Annotated in this window: 15 protein-coding genes; all 15 read left to right on the top strand. The window is 33.8% G+C overall.

What is annotated here, in order from left to right; translation table 11 throughout:
- Positions 1 to 128: 128 nt before the first annotated feature.
- The 15 genes from nrdR (at position 129) to WMO19_RS01675 (ending at position 16,422) form a co-directional block, all read left to right on the top strand.
- Entirely contained in the window at positions 129 to 587 is a 459-nt protein-coding gene (gene nrdR / locus WMO19_RS01605; RefSeq protein WP_019124305.1) for a transcriptional regulator NrdR, read from the top strand.
- Position 588: 1 nt separating this feature from the next.
- Positions 589 to 1,890, top strand: coding sequence for a replication-associated recombination protein A (locus WMO19_RS01610; RefSeq protein WP_332086691.1), 1,302 nt, complete (start codon positions 589 to 591; stop codon positions 1,888 to 1,890).
- Positions 1,891 to 1,961: 71 nt separating this feature from the next.
- On the top strand, positions 1,962 to 3,350 hold the full coding sequence (gene asnS, locus WMO19_RS01615) for an asparagine--tRNA ligase (protein ID WP_316719354.1): 1,389 nt from the start codon (positions 1,962 to 1,964) through the stop codon (positions 3,348 to 3,350).
- A gap of 8 nt (positions 3,351 to 3,358) precedes the next feature.
- Entirely contained in the window at positions 3,359 to 5,770 is a 2,412-nt protein-coding gene (gene leuS / locus WMO19_RS01620) for a leucine--tRNA ligase (protein WP_349169938.1), read from the top strand.
- Between the two features lie 48 nt (positions 5,771 to 5,818).
- Positions 5,819 to 6,694 carry a YicC/YloC family endoribonuclease gene (locus WMO19_RS01625; RefSeq protein WP_349169939.1) on the top strand — a complete coding sequence of 292 codons (876 nt, stop codon included), beginning with the start codon at positions 5,819 to 5,821 and terminating at the stop codon, positions 6,692 to 6,694.
- Between the two features lie 19 nt (positions 6,695 to 6,713).
- Positions 6,714 to 7,334, top strand: a complete 621-nt coding sequence (gene gmk / locus WMO19_RS01630; RefSeq protein WP_019124311.1) for a guanylate kinase — start codon at positions 6,714 to 6,716, stop codon at positions 7,332 to 7,334.
- Positions 7,331 to 7,633, top strand: a complete 303-nt coding sequence (rpoZ, locus tag WMO19_RS01635; RefSeq protein ID WP_349169940.1) for a DNA-directed RNA polymerase subunit omega — start codon at positions 7,331 to 7,333, stop codon at positions 7,631 to 7,633. Before gmk ends, rpoZ begins: the two co-directional genes overlap by 4 nt.
- A gap of 1 nt (position 7,634) precedes the next feature.
- The gene (gene coaBC, locus WMO19_RS01640; RefSeq protein ID WP_349169941.1) at positions 7,635 to 8,828 is read left to right on the top strand and encodes a bifunctional phosphopantothenoylcysteine decarboxylase/phosphopantothenate--cysteine ligase CoaBC; all 1,194 of its coding nucleotides are present in this window, start codon (positions 7,635 to 7,637) and stop codon (positions 8,826 to 8,828) included.
- A gap of 28 nt (positions 8,829 to 8,856) precedes the next feature.
- On the top strand, positions 8,857 to 11,199 hold the full coding sequence (gene priA / locus WMO19_RS01645) for a primosomal protein N' (RefSeq protein ID WP_349169942.1): 2,343 nt from the start codon (positions 8,857 to 8,859) through the stop codon (positions 11,197 to 11,199).
- A gap of 4 nt (positions 11,200 to 11,203) precedes the next feature.
- Positions 11,204 to 11,677: a peptide deformylase gene (gene def / locus WMO19_RS01650; RefSeq protein WP_288167068.1), complete on the top strand. Its 474-nt coding sequence runs from the start codon at positions 11,204 to 11,206 to the stop codon at positions 11,675 to 11,677.
- A gap of 2 nt (positions 11,678 to 11,679) precedes the next feature.
- Positions 11,680 to 12,606: a methionyl-tRNA formyltransferase gene (gene fmt, locus WMO19_RS01655; RefSeq protein ID WP_297392444.1), complete on the top strand. Its 927-nt coding sequence runs from the start codon at positions 11,680 to 11,682 to the stop codon at positions 12,604 to 12,606.
- The gene (locus WMO19_RS01660) at positions 12,606 to 13,295 is read left to right on the top strand and encodes a zinc metallopeptidase (RefSeq protein ID WP_349169943.1); all 690 of its coding nucleotides are present in this window, start codon (positions 12,606 to 12,608) and stop codon (positions 13,293 to 13,295) included. Before fmt ends, WMO19_RS01660 begins: the two co-directional genes overlap by 1 nt.
- Entirely contained in the window at positions 13,295 to 14,587 is a 1,293-nt protein-coding gene (rsmB, locus tag WMO19_RS01665; protein ID WP_349169944.1) for a 16S rRNA (cytosine(967)-C(5))-methyltransferase RsmB, read from the top strand. The genes WMO19_RS01660 and rsmB overlap by 1 nt, the downstream gene beginning before the upstream one ends.
- Positions 14,588 to 14,685: 98 nt before the next feature.
- Entirely contained in the window at positions 14,686 to 15,705 is a 1,020-nt protein-coding gene (rlmN, locus tag WMO19_RS01670; protein ID WP_349169945.1) for a 23S rRNA (adenine(2503)-C(2))-methyltransferase RlmN, read from the top strand.
- A complete protein-coding gene (locus WMO19_RS01675; RefSeq protein WP_349169946.1) occupies positions 15,706 to 16,422 on the top strand; it encodes a Stp1/IreP family PP2C-type Ser/Thr phosphatase in 717 nt (238 codons plus the stop codon). It begins immediately after the preceding gene.
- The last annotated feature ends 3 nt before the right edge of the window (positions 16,423 to 16,425 follow it).

The raw sequence follows: 16,425 nt of genomic DNA on the forward strand, positions 1-16,425 counted from the left end.
AGACCGAGCACCCTGTGTTCGGTTTTTTTTATTGCAAAGCTTATCTATGATTAATTGATTAAAAGATTTTTAAGTGATATTATTAATTCAAAGGGTCCAAGGGACCTTATTTAAATGAGGTGAAGACTATGAAATGTCCCTTCTGTGGATATGATGATTCAAAAGTTTTAGACACTAGACCTACTGATGAAGGTTATACAATAAGAAGAAGGCGTGAGTGTTTAAAATGCCAAAAAAGATTTACTACTTATGAAAAAATTGAACAATCTCCAGTTATGGTTATAAAAAAAGATGGCAACAGGCAAGCCTTTGATCGCGACAAAATCGTGAGAGGAATGATAAAGTCCTGCGAAAAGAGACCTGTGTCTGCTGATGAAATTGAAGAAGCAGTTAACAACATTGAAAAGAAAATAGAAAACTCCATGAGAAGAGAAATAACTTCTCTTGAAATTGGGGAAATGGTAATGGACGAGCTAAAGGACTTAGATGAAGTTTCCTATGTTAGATTTGCATCAGTTTACAGGGAATTTAAAGACCTTCAATCCTTTGTAGACGAGCTTGAAAATTTTGTAAAAAAGAAGAATTAAAATGGATTTATTCGAACTTAGCATGCAAAAAAATTTAAGGAGAGAGGCGCCCCTTGCTGACAGGATGAGACCGAGAAATTTAGATGAATTTGTGGGTCAAGACCATGTAATTGGTCAGGGGAAATATCTGTCAAGGCTAATAAAAAGCGACAGACTTTCTTCTATTTTATTTTATGGACCGCCTGGAGTTGGAAAGACAACTTTGGCAGAAATAATTGCAAAGACCACAAATAAAAATTTTATAAAACTTTCTGCTGTCACTTCAAACTTAAAAGAGCTTCGTGAAGTTTTGAAAAAAGCTGAAGACTCAATGAAGTTTCACAACATCTCCACTATTGTTTTTATTGACGAGATTCACAGGTTTAACAAGACCCAGCAAGATGCCCTTTTGCCCTTTGTGGAAAGAGGAGTCATAACTTTAATTGGAGCCACAACAGAAAATCCCTACTTTGAAGTCAATAGAGCCCTCTTATCTAGGATGCAAATTATAAATTTACTTCCACTGGAAGATAAGGACCTCTATAAAATGCTCGACATGGCTTTAAGTGACAAGGAAAGAGGCTTTGGCAATAAAAATGTAGAGATTACAGATCTTGCTAAAAAAATTCTCATCAAAAATTCCAATGGAGATGGAAGGTATTTATTAAACAGTTTAGAAATTGCAATTTTATCCACTGATGAAGTTGGTGGAAAAATTTTTGTAGACGAAAATGTAATTGCTAATTCGCTTTTGATTAAAAATATAAAGTACGATAAGGATAATAACGAGCATTATGACACAATCTCTGCCTTTATAAAGTCTATGAGAGGGTCTGATCCTGATGCAGCCCTAATATATCTAGCCAAGATGCTTGAAGGCGGAGAAGACATAAAATTTATAGCAAGAAGGCTTATGATTTTTGCATCAGAAGATGTGGGAAATGCAAATCCTCAGGCAATGGTCATGGCTTCAGCTTGCTTTAACAGCATTAATGCAGTTGGAATGCCAGAAGCGAGAATAATTTTGGCACAAATGGTAACTTACCTTGCATCTTCAGAAAAATCAAATGCATCTTATCTTGGAATAAATAAGGCTCTGGAAGATGTGAAAAAGGAAAATAATATAAATATACCAAAGAACATTAGGGATAAGCACAACCCGCAAAATGAAACTGATGAAAAATATTTATATCCCCACAATTATGAAGGCTCTTATGTGGACCAAAAGTATATGCCAGATAATTTTCTTGGTAAAAAATATTATGAACCAAAAGATATTGGCTACGAAAAAATTATTAAGGCCTACCTTGACACTTTGAAGTGAGTAAAATTGACAAATGTGGGATTTAATTATATACTTAAACATTATGTAAGGAATACAAATTAGGAGGAATTATGTCAATTAGCATTAGAGATATTTTTAAAAATCCAGAAGATTTTTTAGATAAAGAAATAGTATTAAGTGGTTGGATAAAGACAAGCAGAGCTTCAAAAAATTTTGGCTTTATTGAGCTCACAGATGGAACAGCTTTTAAACCAATTCAAGTAGTTTATGGTAAGGAACTTTCAAATTTTGATGAAATTGAAAAATATCCAATTTCTTCATCACTAGAAGTTACTGGAAAGATTGTTAAGTCACCAGGGAAAAATCAATCCTTTGAACTACAAGCAAATAAAATTGTAGCAATTTGTTCATCTGACCCATCTTATCCTCTTCAAAAGAAGAGACACACAATGGAATATTTGAGGACAATAGCCCATCTTCGTCCAAGAGCAAACACCTTTAATGCTGTTTTCAGAGTTAGGTCACTAATTGCCTATGCAATTCACAAATTTTTCCAAGAAAAGGGATTTGTTTATGTTCACGCTCCAATAATTACAACGTCTGATGCTGAAGGCGCAGGAGAAATGTTCCAAGTTACAACCCTTGACATAGCTAGCATAGCAAAGGCAAATCCAACAGAAGTTGACTATTCTAAAGACTTCTTCAACAAAATGACTCACCTAACTGTATCAGGTCAACTTGAAGCTGAAGCCTTTGCAGAAGCCTTCAAAAATGTCTACACTTTTGGACCTACTTTTAGGGCAGAAAATTCAAATACGCAAAGACACGCTGCTGAATTTTGGATGATTGAACCAGAAATGGCCTTTGCAGACTTAAATGTTAACATGGACATTTCAGAAGAAATGTTAAAGTACATCATTTCATATGTACTTGAAAATGCACCACAAGAAATGGAATTCTTTAACAACTTCATCGACAAGGGTCTACTAGAAAGACTTCACAATGTAGTTGAAAATGAATTTGCAAGAATAACTTACACAGAAGCTATTGAAATTCTTGAAAAAGCTGACAGAGAATTTAACTATCCAGTAAGTTGGGGGATTGACCTTCAAACTGAACACGAAAGATATATAACAGAAGAAGTTTTCAAAAAACCAGTTTTTGTAACAGATTATCCAAAGGAAATCAAAGCCTTCTATATGTATGAAAATGAAGATAAAAAAACTGTAGCAGCAATGGATCTTCTAGTACCTGGAGTTGGTGAAATCATTGGAGGAAGCCAAAGGGAACACAGACTTGATGTACTTGAAGAAAAAATGAAAAACATTGGCATGAATATGGATACTTACGACTGGTATCTTGATCTTAGAAGATATGGCTCTGTAGTCCACTCAGGTTACGGACTAGGCTTTGAAAGAGCTGTAATGTATATAACTGGAATGAAGAATATTAGAGATGTAATTCCATTCCCAAGAACTGTTGGAAATGCTGAATTTTAGGAGATAATATGAATAAATATACACCGAGTGAAATAGAAAAAAAATGGCAAGACTTTTGGGATGAACATGAATCCTTTGTCTGCGAAAATAATTCTGACAAAGAAAAATTCTACGCCCTTGTAGAGTTTCCTTATCCATCTGGACAAGGACTTCATGTAGGACATCCAAGACCTTATACAGCTCTTGATATTGTTTCAAGAATGAAGAGAATGCAAGGATATAATGTACTTTTCCCAATGGGTTGGGATGCCTTTGGTCTTCCTACTGAAAACTATGCAATAAAAAATAAAATTCATCCAGCTATTGTTACAAAAAATAACATTGCCCACTTTAAGGAACAGTTAAAGTCAATTGGATTTTCCTTTGACTGGTCAAGGGAAATTAACACAACTGACCCAGAATATTACAAGTGGACACAATGGATTTTCTTACAATTATATAAACATGGACTTGCCTACAAAAAGGAAATGCCAATAAACTGGTGTCCTTCCTGCAAAGTTGGACTTTCTAACGAAGAAGTTGTAGGCGGCAAATGTGAAAGATGTGGCGAAGAAGTTGTAAGAAGAGTTAAGAGCCAATGGATGTTAAAAATCACTGAATATGCAGATAGACTTATTAATGACCTTGACGATTTAGACTTCATCGAAAGAGTTGTCACACAGCAAAAAAATTGGATTGGAAGAAGTGAAGGGGCAAGCATAAACTTTTCACTAAAGGATTATGACGAAAAGCTTGAAGTTTTCACTACTAGACCAGATACAATTTATGGTGCAACTTATATGGTAATTGCGCCTGAACATCCATTAATTGAAAACCACGCAGATAAAATTGAAAACTTAGATGAAATAAATGCCTATAAAGAAGAATGCGCTAAGAAAAGTGAATTCGAAAGAACTGAACTTGAAAAAGACAAAACTGGTGTAGAAATTAAGGGAATTAAGGCAATAAATCCTCTTACAAATAAAGAAATACCAATTTGGATCTCAGACTATGTTCTTATGACTTACGGAACTGGTGCAATCATGGCAGTTCCTGCTCACGACGACCGTGACTACGACTTTGCCAAGAAGTTTGGTCTAGAAATCATTCCAGTAATTGAAGGTTCAGATGTAAGTGAACATGCAAACACTGAAACTTCCACAGGCAAAATGATAAATTCTGGAATTTTAAATGGTCTTGAAGTTAAAGATGCCATTGCTAAGATGATTGACTATCTTGAAGAAAATAAGCTTGGCGACAGAAAGATAAATTATAAATTAAGGGACTGGGTATTCTCAAGACAAAGATATTGGGGAGAACCAATACCTATAGTTCACTGCGAAAAATGTGGTTATGTTGCTCTTCCAGAAGAAGAACTTCCACTTTTACTTCCAGAAGTTGAAAACTATGAGCCAACAGATTCTGGTGAATCACCACTTGCTAAGATGACTGATTGGGTTAATACAACTTGTCCAAAGTGTGGTGGACCTGCAAAAAGGGAAACTGATACAATGCCACAATGGGCTGGTTCATCTTGGTACTTCTTGAGATACACTGACCCACACAATGATAAAGAGCTTGCAAGTAAAGAAGCCCTTGAATATTGGACTCCAGTAGACTGGTACAATGGTGGAATGGAACATACTACACTTCACTTATTATATTCAAGATTTTGGCACAAATTCTTGTATGACATTGGAGTTGTTCCAACTAAAGAACCTTATCAAAAGAGGACTTCTCATGGTATGATCCTTGGTGGCAACAACGAAAAAATGTCTAAATCAAGAGGAAATGTTGTAAATCCAGATGACATTGTAAGAGACTATGGTGCCGATACATTAAGATGCTATGAAATGTTTATTGGTGATTTTGAAAAGCCAGTTCCATGGTCAGAAAACGGCGTTAAGGGCTGTAGAAGATTCTTAGAAAGAGTTTGGAATTTACAAAGCCTAGTTGTTGATGGCAATGAATACACAGAAGATCTAGCATCTGAAATTCACAAGACTATTAAAAAAGTCACTGAAGATTATGGAAACTTAAAGGCAAATACAGCCATTGCACAACTTATGACACTTTCAAATGAATTTAGTTCTGCTGGAAAAATCACAAAAGAAGATTTTAGAACTTTCTTAATTTTATTAAATCCAGTTGCTCCACATATAACAGAAGAATTGTGGCAAGCCTGCGACTTGGGTGGAATTCTTTCTGAACAAGTTTGGCCTAAGTACGACGAAAAAATGACTATTGATGATGAAATTGAAATCCCAGTTCAATTTAATGGCAAGGTTAGATATACAATTAAAATTGCAAGAGATGCATCACAAGAAGAAGCCTTTGAAGTTGCAGAAAAGGATGAACTTTTTGCCAAAAACACTGAAGGAAAGAAAGTTGTAAAGAAAATTTATATTCCAAATAAGATTGTAAATATAGTTGTAAAATAAAATTGAAAAGCACTTTATAGTGCTTTTCGTTCTTTATGAGGAGTTTTTATGAATAGCATGACTGGCTACGGCCTTTTTGAAAAGAGAAGCGAGGATTTTTATATAAAGGTAGAGATGAAATCAGTTAACAATAGATACCTTGACATAAATGTTAGGATGCCATCATCTATTATGTATGCTGAAGAATCTGTAAAATCTTTTATAAAAAGTAAGATCAAAAGAGGCAAGGTTGATGTCTTTATAAATTTTGAATACTTAGACTCTAGCGATGTTAAAATTGATGTTGACTATGAGCTTCTAAATAAGTATATTAGTATAAGTAAAGATTTACAGGAAAAGTTTGGAGTGATAGAAGATCTTTCTTTTTCTAAATTAATGGAGGATCCCAATATTTTCAAACCACAAAAGGCGGAATTTGATGGCGACTACATTAAAGATGAGCTATTAAAGGTAGTTGACCTTGCTGCCAAGGACTTTGTGGAAGCAAGAAATATTGAAGGGGAAAAAATTAAGGAAGATTTTCTAGTAAAATTAGAAGAGATAAAAAATATCACTGATTTTATTGAAAAGAGAGCTCCAATTACTCTTAAAGAAAATGAAGAGAGACTTAGAGAAAGAGTTAGTGAATACTTGGACTCTAGTGAGATAGATGAAGATAGGATTTTAACTGAAATTGCAATTATGCTAGACAAGCTTTCCATTGACGAAGAAATTACTAGATTGAAAATACATATAGATAATTTTAATGATATAATAAAGTCAGAGGGAGCCATAGGTAGAAAGTTAGATTTTCTCATCCAAGAGATGAACAGGGAATCCAATACAATTGGTTCTAAATCAAATGATATTGAAATTACAAGCAAGGTTGTACTCCTTAAATCTGAAATTGAAAAGTTGCGTGAGCAAGCGCAAAATGTTGAATAATTATTAGGATGGTGATAATTTGGACGGCGGATTTTTATTAGTTTTATCAGGTCCTTCAGGTTCTGGAAAAGGAACTGTCAGTGAGGCTCTCATGAAAAACAACGACGATATAATTTTTTCTACTTCCGTAACTACAAGAACACCTAGACCAGGTGAGGTTAATGGTGAGAATTACTTTTTTGCCACAAGAGAAGAATTTGAAAAAATGGTAGAAAATGATGAGCTTTTGGAACATGCCTTTGTTCACACAAATTATTATGGAACACCAAAACAATTTGTCTTTGATGAAATTGAAAAAGGAGAAATTGTACTTCTTGAAATTGATGTGCAAGGAGCTTTACAAGTAAAAAAGAAATACAAAGAAGCAGTCTTCATATTTTTAATTCCTCCAACTATGGATGAACTTAAATCTCGTCTTGTTAAGAGGGATACAGAAACTGAAGATGAAATAGAAACAAGGTATAGAAATGCCTTTAGGGAACTTGACTTTGTTGGTGAATATGACTACTTTGTTATAAATGATGTAATAGATAATGCCGTTAAGGACATAGAAACTATTATAGCAGCAGAAAAACTAAGAGTTAAAAGACATAAAAACATCAAAAAGGAAGTTCAAGCAGAAGAGGAGAGAAATAAATGATTATACCATCTTTTAAAGATTTAAGTGAAGTTGCAAATTCTAGATATGAACTTGCAATTCTAGTTTCCAAGAGAGCAAGAAAATTAATTGACGGAAATCCAAAACTTATTGATACAGATAGTGAAAAGCCAGTTACAGTTGCCCTAGAAGAAATAATGGCTGGAAAGATTAAATTTGGCGAAAAGTTATCTGATTCTCAATATGAAAAGAAAATTGCAGCAGAAAAAGAAGAATTAATTGCAAAGATTAAGCAAGAAAAAATAGAAGAATTAAACTCAGAGGACTTAGAAGAGGAATAAAATGTTAAAGGGTAAAAAAATTCTTCTTGGAGTTACAGGTGGAATTGCAGCCTATAAATCTCCAGGGATTTGCAGTTTGCTAAGAAAATTAGGAGCAGAAGTTAAGGTTGTAATGACAAAAAATGCGACTGAATTTGTCACGCCTCTAACTTTTCAGACTATGTCAAATAATATAGTCCACCTAGAAATGTTCAATCAATTATTTAATATGGATGTGGAACATATTTCTCTTGCCAAGTGGGCTGATATAATAGTAATTGCACCAGCAAGCGCAAATTTAATTGGCAAGTTTGCAAATGGTATTGCTGACGATATGTTAACAACAGTTTTAATGGCATCTCGTTCAAAGGTAATGCTTGCGCCTGGCATGAATACTGTCATGCTAAATTCTGAAGCCAATCAAAAAAATATGAAGACTCTAGGAGATAGGGGAGTTATTATTTTAGATACCAAAGAAGATCTTTTGGCTTGCAATGACTATGGCAGTGGAAAAATGCTTGAGCCAAGTGAAATTGTTGACGAAATAGATAGGGCGCTAATGGAAAAGGACTTGGAGGGCAAGCATGTGGTTATAACGGCAGGTCCAACTGTAGAACCACTTGATCCAGTTAGATTTATTTCAAATTATTCTTCAGGAAAAATGGGCTATGCCTTGGCAGATAACGCTAAGAAGAGGGGAGCCAAGGTCACTCTCATATCTGGTCCCACAAAAATAGACATTCCAAAGGTTGATAACTTTGTGAGAGTTAAAACTACAAGGGATATGTTTGATGCTGTTGGAAAATATTTTGATGACTGCCATGTGTTAATTAAAGCTGCGGCACCAAGTGACTATAGACCTAAATCTTACAGCGAAGAAAAGATTAAAAAGGGCAATGACAGTCAAATGAATTTAATAGAAATGGAAAAGAATCCAGACATTGCCGCTCACTATGGAAGCATGAAGAAAAATCAAATTATAGTTGGTTTTGCAGCTGAGTCCACAAATATTTACGAGTATGCCAAAGAAAAACTTGTAAAAAAGAATTTTGATATGATTGTTGTTAATAATATTAAGAAAAAGGGTGCAGGTTTTGGGGCTGACACAAATATAGTTTCTATTATTAGCAAAAATAACACTGATGATTTAGAGATTATGAGTAAGACAGAACTTGCCAAGGAAATTTTAGATAGGGTAAAAAAACTTATGAGCTAGAGAAATCTAGCTCTTTTGTAGGTGAAGAATGTTTGCAGATATTTTTATAGAAAATAATTTTCAAAAAATCGATAAACTCTATACATACATAGTAAAAGATGATGTTAAACCAGGTATGCGTGTTCTTGTGAATTTTGGCAAGTCTTACCGAGTTGGTATCGTCCTTTTTTTGCATGCAAATTATTCTGGTGAACATTTAGACAAACTAAAGGAAATTCATTCAGTACTTGATGATGAGCCAATTATTTCAGAGGATTTAATTGAACTTGGCCTTTGGATGAAAGATAGATATTTAATTGGTTACTCAAGAGCCTTTGCGCCAATTTTGCCGCCAGGAAATTTGCAAAAAATTAAAAAGAAAATTATTGTTGAAAAATATCCTCAGGGAAAAGAGCTTGAAGAATTAAATTCCATTGACTTAAATAAGTATTTTGAAGACTTAAATGAAGATGAAAAGAAAATAATAAAAAAATTAAGGGCAAAGGGCTTTGTAAAATACAAGTATGATTCACTTGTTCTCCTCAAGCCAAAGCTTGTAAATTATCTTAAGATTTCAGAAAAATTTGATCCAAAAAATTTAGAAAATTTAAGCGAGAAGCAAGCCCAGCTTTTTAATTTTATCAAAGAGAAAAAAGATGTCTCTCGTGTTGAAACCATGTCTCTTCTTGGAATTTCCTATTCGCCAATAAAAACTCTAATAAAAAAAGATTTAATTTGTGAATACAAAAAAGAAGTTAAAAGAGAACCAGTGGAAAAGAATTTTGCAAGAGAGAAATTAGCCTTAAATGAGGAACAACAAAGAGCTCTTGCTAGCATTTTAAAGACAGATAAAGTTGTTTCTCTTCTTCATGGGCTTACTGGCAGTGGTAAGACTGAGGTTTACCTAAATCTTGCATCAAAGGTCATAGAAGAGGGCGGAGAGGTTATTGTCCTTGTGCCAGAAATTGGTCTCACTCCACAAATGATTGAGAGGTTTAAGGGAAGGTTTGGCGACAGTGTTGCAATAATTCACTCAAAACTTTCTTCGGGAGAGAGATACGACGAGTACAGAAAAGTTTTAAATGGCGAAGTAAAAATTGTGGTAGGCGTAAGAAGTGCAGTTTTTGTTCCCTTTAAAAATTTAAAAATGATTATAGTAGACGAATCTCACGACTCCTCCTATGAATTTCACGACAACTTAAAGTACGACACTATTGAAGTTGCCATAAATAGAATGAAAAAGAGAGGCAAAGTTGTCCTTGGTTCGGCAACTCCTTCCATTGAATCCTATTTTTATGCCAAGAAAGATTTTTATAATCTATGTGAGTTAAAAAATAGGGCAAAAAAGGGAGCCTTTCTTCCAGATACAAAAATTATTGACATGAGAGACGAGCTAATTAGGGGAAATATTTCTATCTTTAGCAGAGACTTGAAAAAGGCAATGGAAGAAAAATTAAAAAAGAAGGAACAGATAATTTTATTTTTAAATCGTCGAGGATTTTCTAATTTTATCTCCTGCAGGTCTTGTGGGGAAGTTATTAAATGCCATGAATGTGACATATCAATGACTTACCATAAGGCAAAAAATAGGCTCATCTGTCACTACTGCGGAAGCACAAAGCCACTTCCAAAAACTTGCCCAAGTTGCGGCTCAAAATTCATTAAGCAATTTGGAGTTGGCACGCAAAAGGTTGAAGAGGAAGTAAAAAAATTATTTCCAGAGGCGAGAGTTCTTCGCATGGATAGGGATACAACTACAAAGAAAGATTCCTATGATAAATTTTACGAAATTGTAAAAAATAGGGAAGCCGATGTAATTATTGGGACCCAAATGGTCTCCAAGGGCTTTGACTTTGAAAATGTAACTCTAGTTGGCATTGTGGCAGCAGATATGTCCCTATATATTTCTGACTATAAGGCCAAGGAAAGGACCTTCCAACTTATAACCCAAGTCTCTGGTAGAGCTGGTAGAGCATCAAAAAAGGGTCAAGTTATTATTCAAACCTATAGTCCTGACTCTGAAATTATAAAATATTCTGCCAGTGGCGATTATGAAGATTTTTATAATTATGAAATTGAAGAGAGAAAATTATTTTTATACCCACCCTACACAAAGTTAATTGAGCTTGAATTTTCTTCCTATGATGAAAGTTTGACTGAAGCCTGGGCAGGAAAATTTTTAAGGCAGATGTCCATGGACATAAAAAATTTAGATTTAATGGTGACAAAATTTATTAAGTTGCCAAAGATAAAAAATGTAAATAGAACTAAATTTTCGGTAAAGGTGAAGCCAAAAGATTTAGCTTTGTTAATATATGGTCTTAAAAGGGTAATTATTAATAGCAAGATAGAAGAAGATAATAAAGTATTTTTAAATATAGATTTTAGGTGATTAAATGGCAACAAGAAAAATTAGAGAGGATGGAGATCCAATACTCAGAAAACAATCAAAGCAGGTAACAAATTTCAACGATAGATTAAAACTTTTAATTGACGACATGTTTGAAACTATGGATGTGGCTTATGGCGTTGGTCTTGCTGCACCTCAAGTTGGAATTTTGAAGAGGCTTATTGTAGTAGATAATAGAGAGGAAGAAGAGGGCAAGAGATTTTACATGATTAACCCCGAAATTTTTGAAAAAGAAGGGGAAGAAGTGTCTATGGAAGGCTGCCTATCTGTTCCTGGAAAACAGGGAACTGTTAAGAGAGCCAAAGATATAAAAGTTAGATACAATGACTTAGCTGGCGAAGAAAAAATCATGGAAGCTGAAGACTTTTTGGCAAGAATTATTCAACACGAAGTTGATCACTTAGATGGAATTTTATACACAGACAAGGCAATTGAAATGTATGAAGCGGAGAGTGAATAGTGATGAAATTTATCTTTATGGGGACTCCAGAATTTTCCGTTCCTATTTTAGAAAGGCTCCATAAATTAGGTCAAGTTGCCCTTGTAGTTTCTCAAGAAGATAAGAGAAAGGGAAGGGGCAAAAAATTCACGAAGACTCCAGTAAAAGTTAAGGCTGAAGAACTTGGTCTTGAAGTTTATCAGCCTCATGATGTAAATTCTGAGGAGTCCATAGAAAAACTTAGAGAAATCCAGGCAGACATAATTGTTGTCGTTGCCTATGGACAAATTTTAAAGAGGGAAATTCTTGACCTTCCAAAAAAATATATTGTTAATGTTCACGCATCACTACTGCCAGAATTAAGAGGAGCTGCCCCAATTAATAGGGCAATAATGGAAGGCAAAGAAAAAACTGGCGTGAGTCTCATGAGAGTGGAAGAAGGACTTGATTCTGGTGCAGTTTCTGCTGTAAAAGAAATTGACATAAAAGACATGAATGCCGGAGAGCTTGAAGATAAACTTTCTCTTATGGGAGCTGATCTCTTAGAAGAATTTATAAGAGAAGTGGAAGAAGATAAAGTTAATTTCACTCCCCAAGATGAAGGCAAAAAAACTTATGCAGATAAAATTTTAAAGGATGACTTGCTATTAAATTTCAATGACAAGTCAAAAAATCTTGTAAATAAAATTAGGGGACTTAGCCCACATTACGGGGCAAAATTTTCCTATGAGGACAAGCTTTATAAAATTTTTGCTGCAGAAGAAATAGAAAATTCATCAGATAAAAAAGTTGGAACAATAATAAAATCAGACAAGGAACTAATTATTAAAACATTAGATGGCGCCATTTCTGTAAAAGAAATTCAAGCACCGGGAAAGCGCGCCATGAGAATTGATGATTTTCTTCGTGGAAATAAATTTGAAGAAAATTATGTCATAGGAGGGAAATAATGTATCCATATTATTACGGTTTTGATTACACTTATTTTATTTATATACTTCCAGGTCTAATTCTCGCATTTTATGCACAGGCAAAGATAAGTTCAGCCTATGAAAAGTACAAGAAAATAGGCTCTTCCACTAATTTAAGTGGGGCAGAAGTTGCAAGAGAAATTTTAGATAGAAATGGATTAAATTATGTAAAAATAAATTTAGTTGATGGAAATCTTTCAGATCATTATGACCCAAGAGATAAAACTTTAAATTTATCTCGCGATGTCTATTACAAAAATTCCATTGCATCAGTTTCTATTGCTGCTCATGAAGTTGGTCATGCAATTCAAGATTCAGTGGAATACGTGCCACTAAAAATTAGGGCTGCCCTAGTTCCCTTTGCAAATTTAGGAACTCAACTTTCCTTCTTTTTAATAATACTTGGATTTTTCTTCTCAGTATTTTTTACAAAACTTGGCATTGCCCTATTTTTCTTTGCAGTTTTATTTCAAATTGTTACCCTCCCAGTTGAGTTTAACGCCTCAAATAGAGCAAAAATAGAACTTGCCAATGGAATTATTAGTGATGAAGACTTAAGAGGCACCAAAGAAGTTTTAAACGCAGCAGCACTTACTTATGTGGCATCAACAATAGTTGCAATAGGACAATTTTTGAGATTACTTAGCATTTTTGGAAGAAGAGATTAATGAAAAACCCAAGAGAAAAAGCACTACAGATTATTAACGATGTCCTCTACAAGGGGGCATTTTTAGAAGAAAGTCTTGAAATTTTAAAAAAATCTAATATTGATGAGAGAGATTACAATTTTATAAAAGAAATCACTACAGGCGTAATTCGCAATAGAACTTACCTAGATTATGTAATAAAAATAAATTCAAGAGTTAAAATAAAAAGAATTCACAAAATTATTCTCAGTATTTTAGAGATGGCAATTTACCAAATGTATTTTTTGGACAAGGTGCCAGATTATTCAATTGTAGATGAATCAGTTAATCTTGCAAAAATTTACGGCAACAGAGGATCAATTTCCTTTACAAATGGAATTCTTAGAAGCATTTCCAAAAAGGATGCTCCACAAGTAAAGATTGAGGACAGCATTGATAATTTCTCAACTTTTTATTCTCATCCAAAATTTTATACAGAATATTTTTATAATAATTATGGGGAAGAATTTACAAAAAAACTTTTAAAGGCTAATAACGAAATGCCACCCTTTACCATTAGGGTGAATACTTTAAAGACAAGTAAAAGCGACTTGATGAGTAATCTAAAAGAACTGAGTTTTGAAATAGAGGAGACAGTTTATGACAATGCCCTAAATATTTTAAATCCCAAGGGAATAATTGACACAAAATATTTTGACGAGGGACATTTTTATGTGCAAGACCTGGGATCAATTTTAGTCGCAAGCTTTTTAAATCCAAGAGAAAATAGCAGCCTATTAGATTTATGCGCAGCACCAGGCGGAAAGAGCACTCATCTCGCAGAAATTATGAAGAACACAGGAGAAATTATTGCCTGCGACAAATCTCAGGGTAAGATAAAACTAATTCAAGAAAATGCAAAGAGACTTGGTGTAAAAAATATTGAGACGAGGGTAAATGACGCCAGAGTTTTAAATAAAGACTTTATAGATAAATTTGACTATGTCTTAGTTGATGCCCCTTGTTCAGGAACTGGTCTTTACAGAAAAAAGCCTGACATAAAATGGAACAAGGACTTAGAAGATATAAAGTCACTAGCTGAAGTTCAACTTGAAATATTAGATAAGGCAAAGGATTATGTAAAAGATGGGGGAGAACTTTTATATTCAACTTGCTCTCTTTCAAAAATTGAAAACGAAGATGTAATAAATAAATTTTTAGAAAATAACAAAAATTTCAAAATAAAAAAATTAAGAGATAGAGAAGTATTAAAACTATTCCCATCGACAGATGGAAGTGATGGATTTTCTATTACTCTTATGGAAAAAAATTGACTGTGAGCTTTCGCAGTCTTTTTATTTGATTAAATTTTGAATTCTATTTCTATTTGCCCATATCTAATGGTATAATGTTTAGATGAATAGGTGGTTTAATGGAATTAAATTCTATGTATGAAGATGAGCTGCGTGATTTTTTTGTAAATAAGGGTGAGAAAGCTTTTAGAGGCTCTCAACTTTTTACATTTTTTCACGATAAGAAGAGATATGATATTGAAAATTCAAATCTTTCAGAGAAGGCAATCTCCATAATTAAAGATGAAGAAATAAATAAGGTAGAAATTTTTAAAATTTTTGATTCAAAATTAGATGAGACAAAAAAATTTCTATTTAAGCTAAAGGACGAAAACTTAATAGAGGGCGTCCTAATGGACTACAAGCATGGCTATTCTCAGTGCATCTCAACACAAGTTGGATGTCGAATGGGCTGTGATTTTTGTGCGTCAACAAAGTCTGGTCTCGTGAGAAACTTAAGTGCAGCAGAAATGTTGGGTCAGGTCTATGAAATAGAGAAGGCTTTAAATATTAAGGTTTCAAATTTTATTTTAATGGGAAGTGGCGAGCCCCTAGATAATTTTTCTGAGGTTATTAGATTTATAAAGTTACTCCATGATGAAAAGGGACACAATACAAGCTATAGGAATATTACAATTTCCACTTGCGGCGTGGCAGATAAGATTTATGAACTTGCAGATATAGACATTCCCATAAATCTGGCTGTAAGTTTACACCAAACTAATGACAGGGATAGGTCGGCACTTATGCCTATTAACAGAAGATTTAATTTAGCCGACTTAAAGAGAGCCCTAGAATATTATGGTGACAAGACAAATAATAGAATTACCTTTGAATACACTTTAATTAAAAATCAAAATGATGGCAAAAAAAATATTGAAGAGCTTTATAATTTTGCTAAAAATATGAAGTGCCATATTAATTTAATACCCTTAAATCCAATTGATGAATTTGATGAAAAAAGACCTTCCAAGTCTGAAATCATTGAATTTAAAGATAAACTTGAGAAAAAAGGATTTAATGTAACTATAAGAAGAGAACTTGGAAGGGACATCAGCGCCTCCTGTGGACAACTAAGGCGCAAAGTTGAGGTGAAATAAATGAAAGTAGTATCAGCAACAAATGTAGGCAACTACAGAAAAAATAACGAAGATTGTTATTTTGTAAATGAGTCAAAAAATTTATATATATTAGCTGATGGCATGGGTGGACATCTTGCCGGCGAAAGGGCATCAAAGATGGCAACAGAAATTATTGCATCGGATTTTGAAAAGGCAAAGGAAATTAAGACTATTGAAGATGCAATTGAAATCTTGTCTTCTTCTATTAGAGATGCCAACAGCGAAATCTTCAAAAGCTCTGAAGAAAACGAAGATTATAGGGGCATGGGCACCACAGTATCTGCTGGTATAATTTTAGGAAGTGTACTAATTTATTCCAATGTTGGCGATTCAAGAATTTACAGGATAAATAAAGATATGGAGCAAATCACAAGAGACGATTCCTTTGTAAATTACTTGATGGAGATTGGCGAAATTACTGAAGAAGAGGCAAAGGTTCATCCAAAGAAAAATGTGCTTACAAAAGCCATGGGAACTACAGCTTACTTAGATGTTTCAGTAAACACTTTAAAGATTGAAGAAAATGACATATTTTTATTTTGTTCAGACGGACTTACTAATATGATTCCTGATGAAGAAATTTTCAAAATTATAAAAGAAAATACTCCTGAAGTTGCAAGAGACAAACTTTTGGATCTCGCCCTTAAAAATGGCGGCATGGATAATATTACATTTATTTTAGTATTTAATGAGTAGGTG

The organism is Peptoniphilus hominis (ex Hitch et al. 2025) (genome assembly GCF_040096015.1).
Lineage (GTDB): Bacteria > Bacillota > Clostridia > Tissierellales > Peptoniphilaceae > Peptoniphilus_A > Peptoniphilus_A hominis.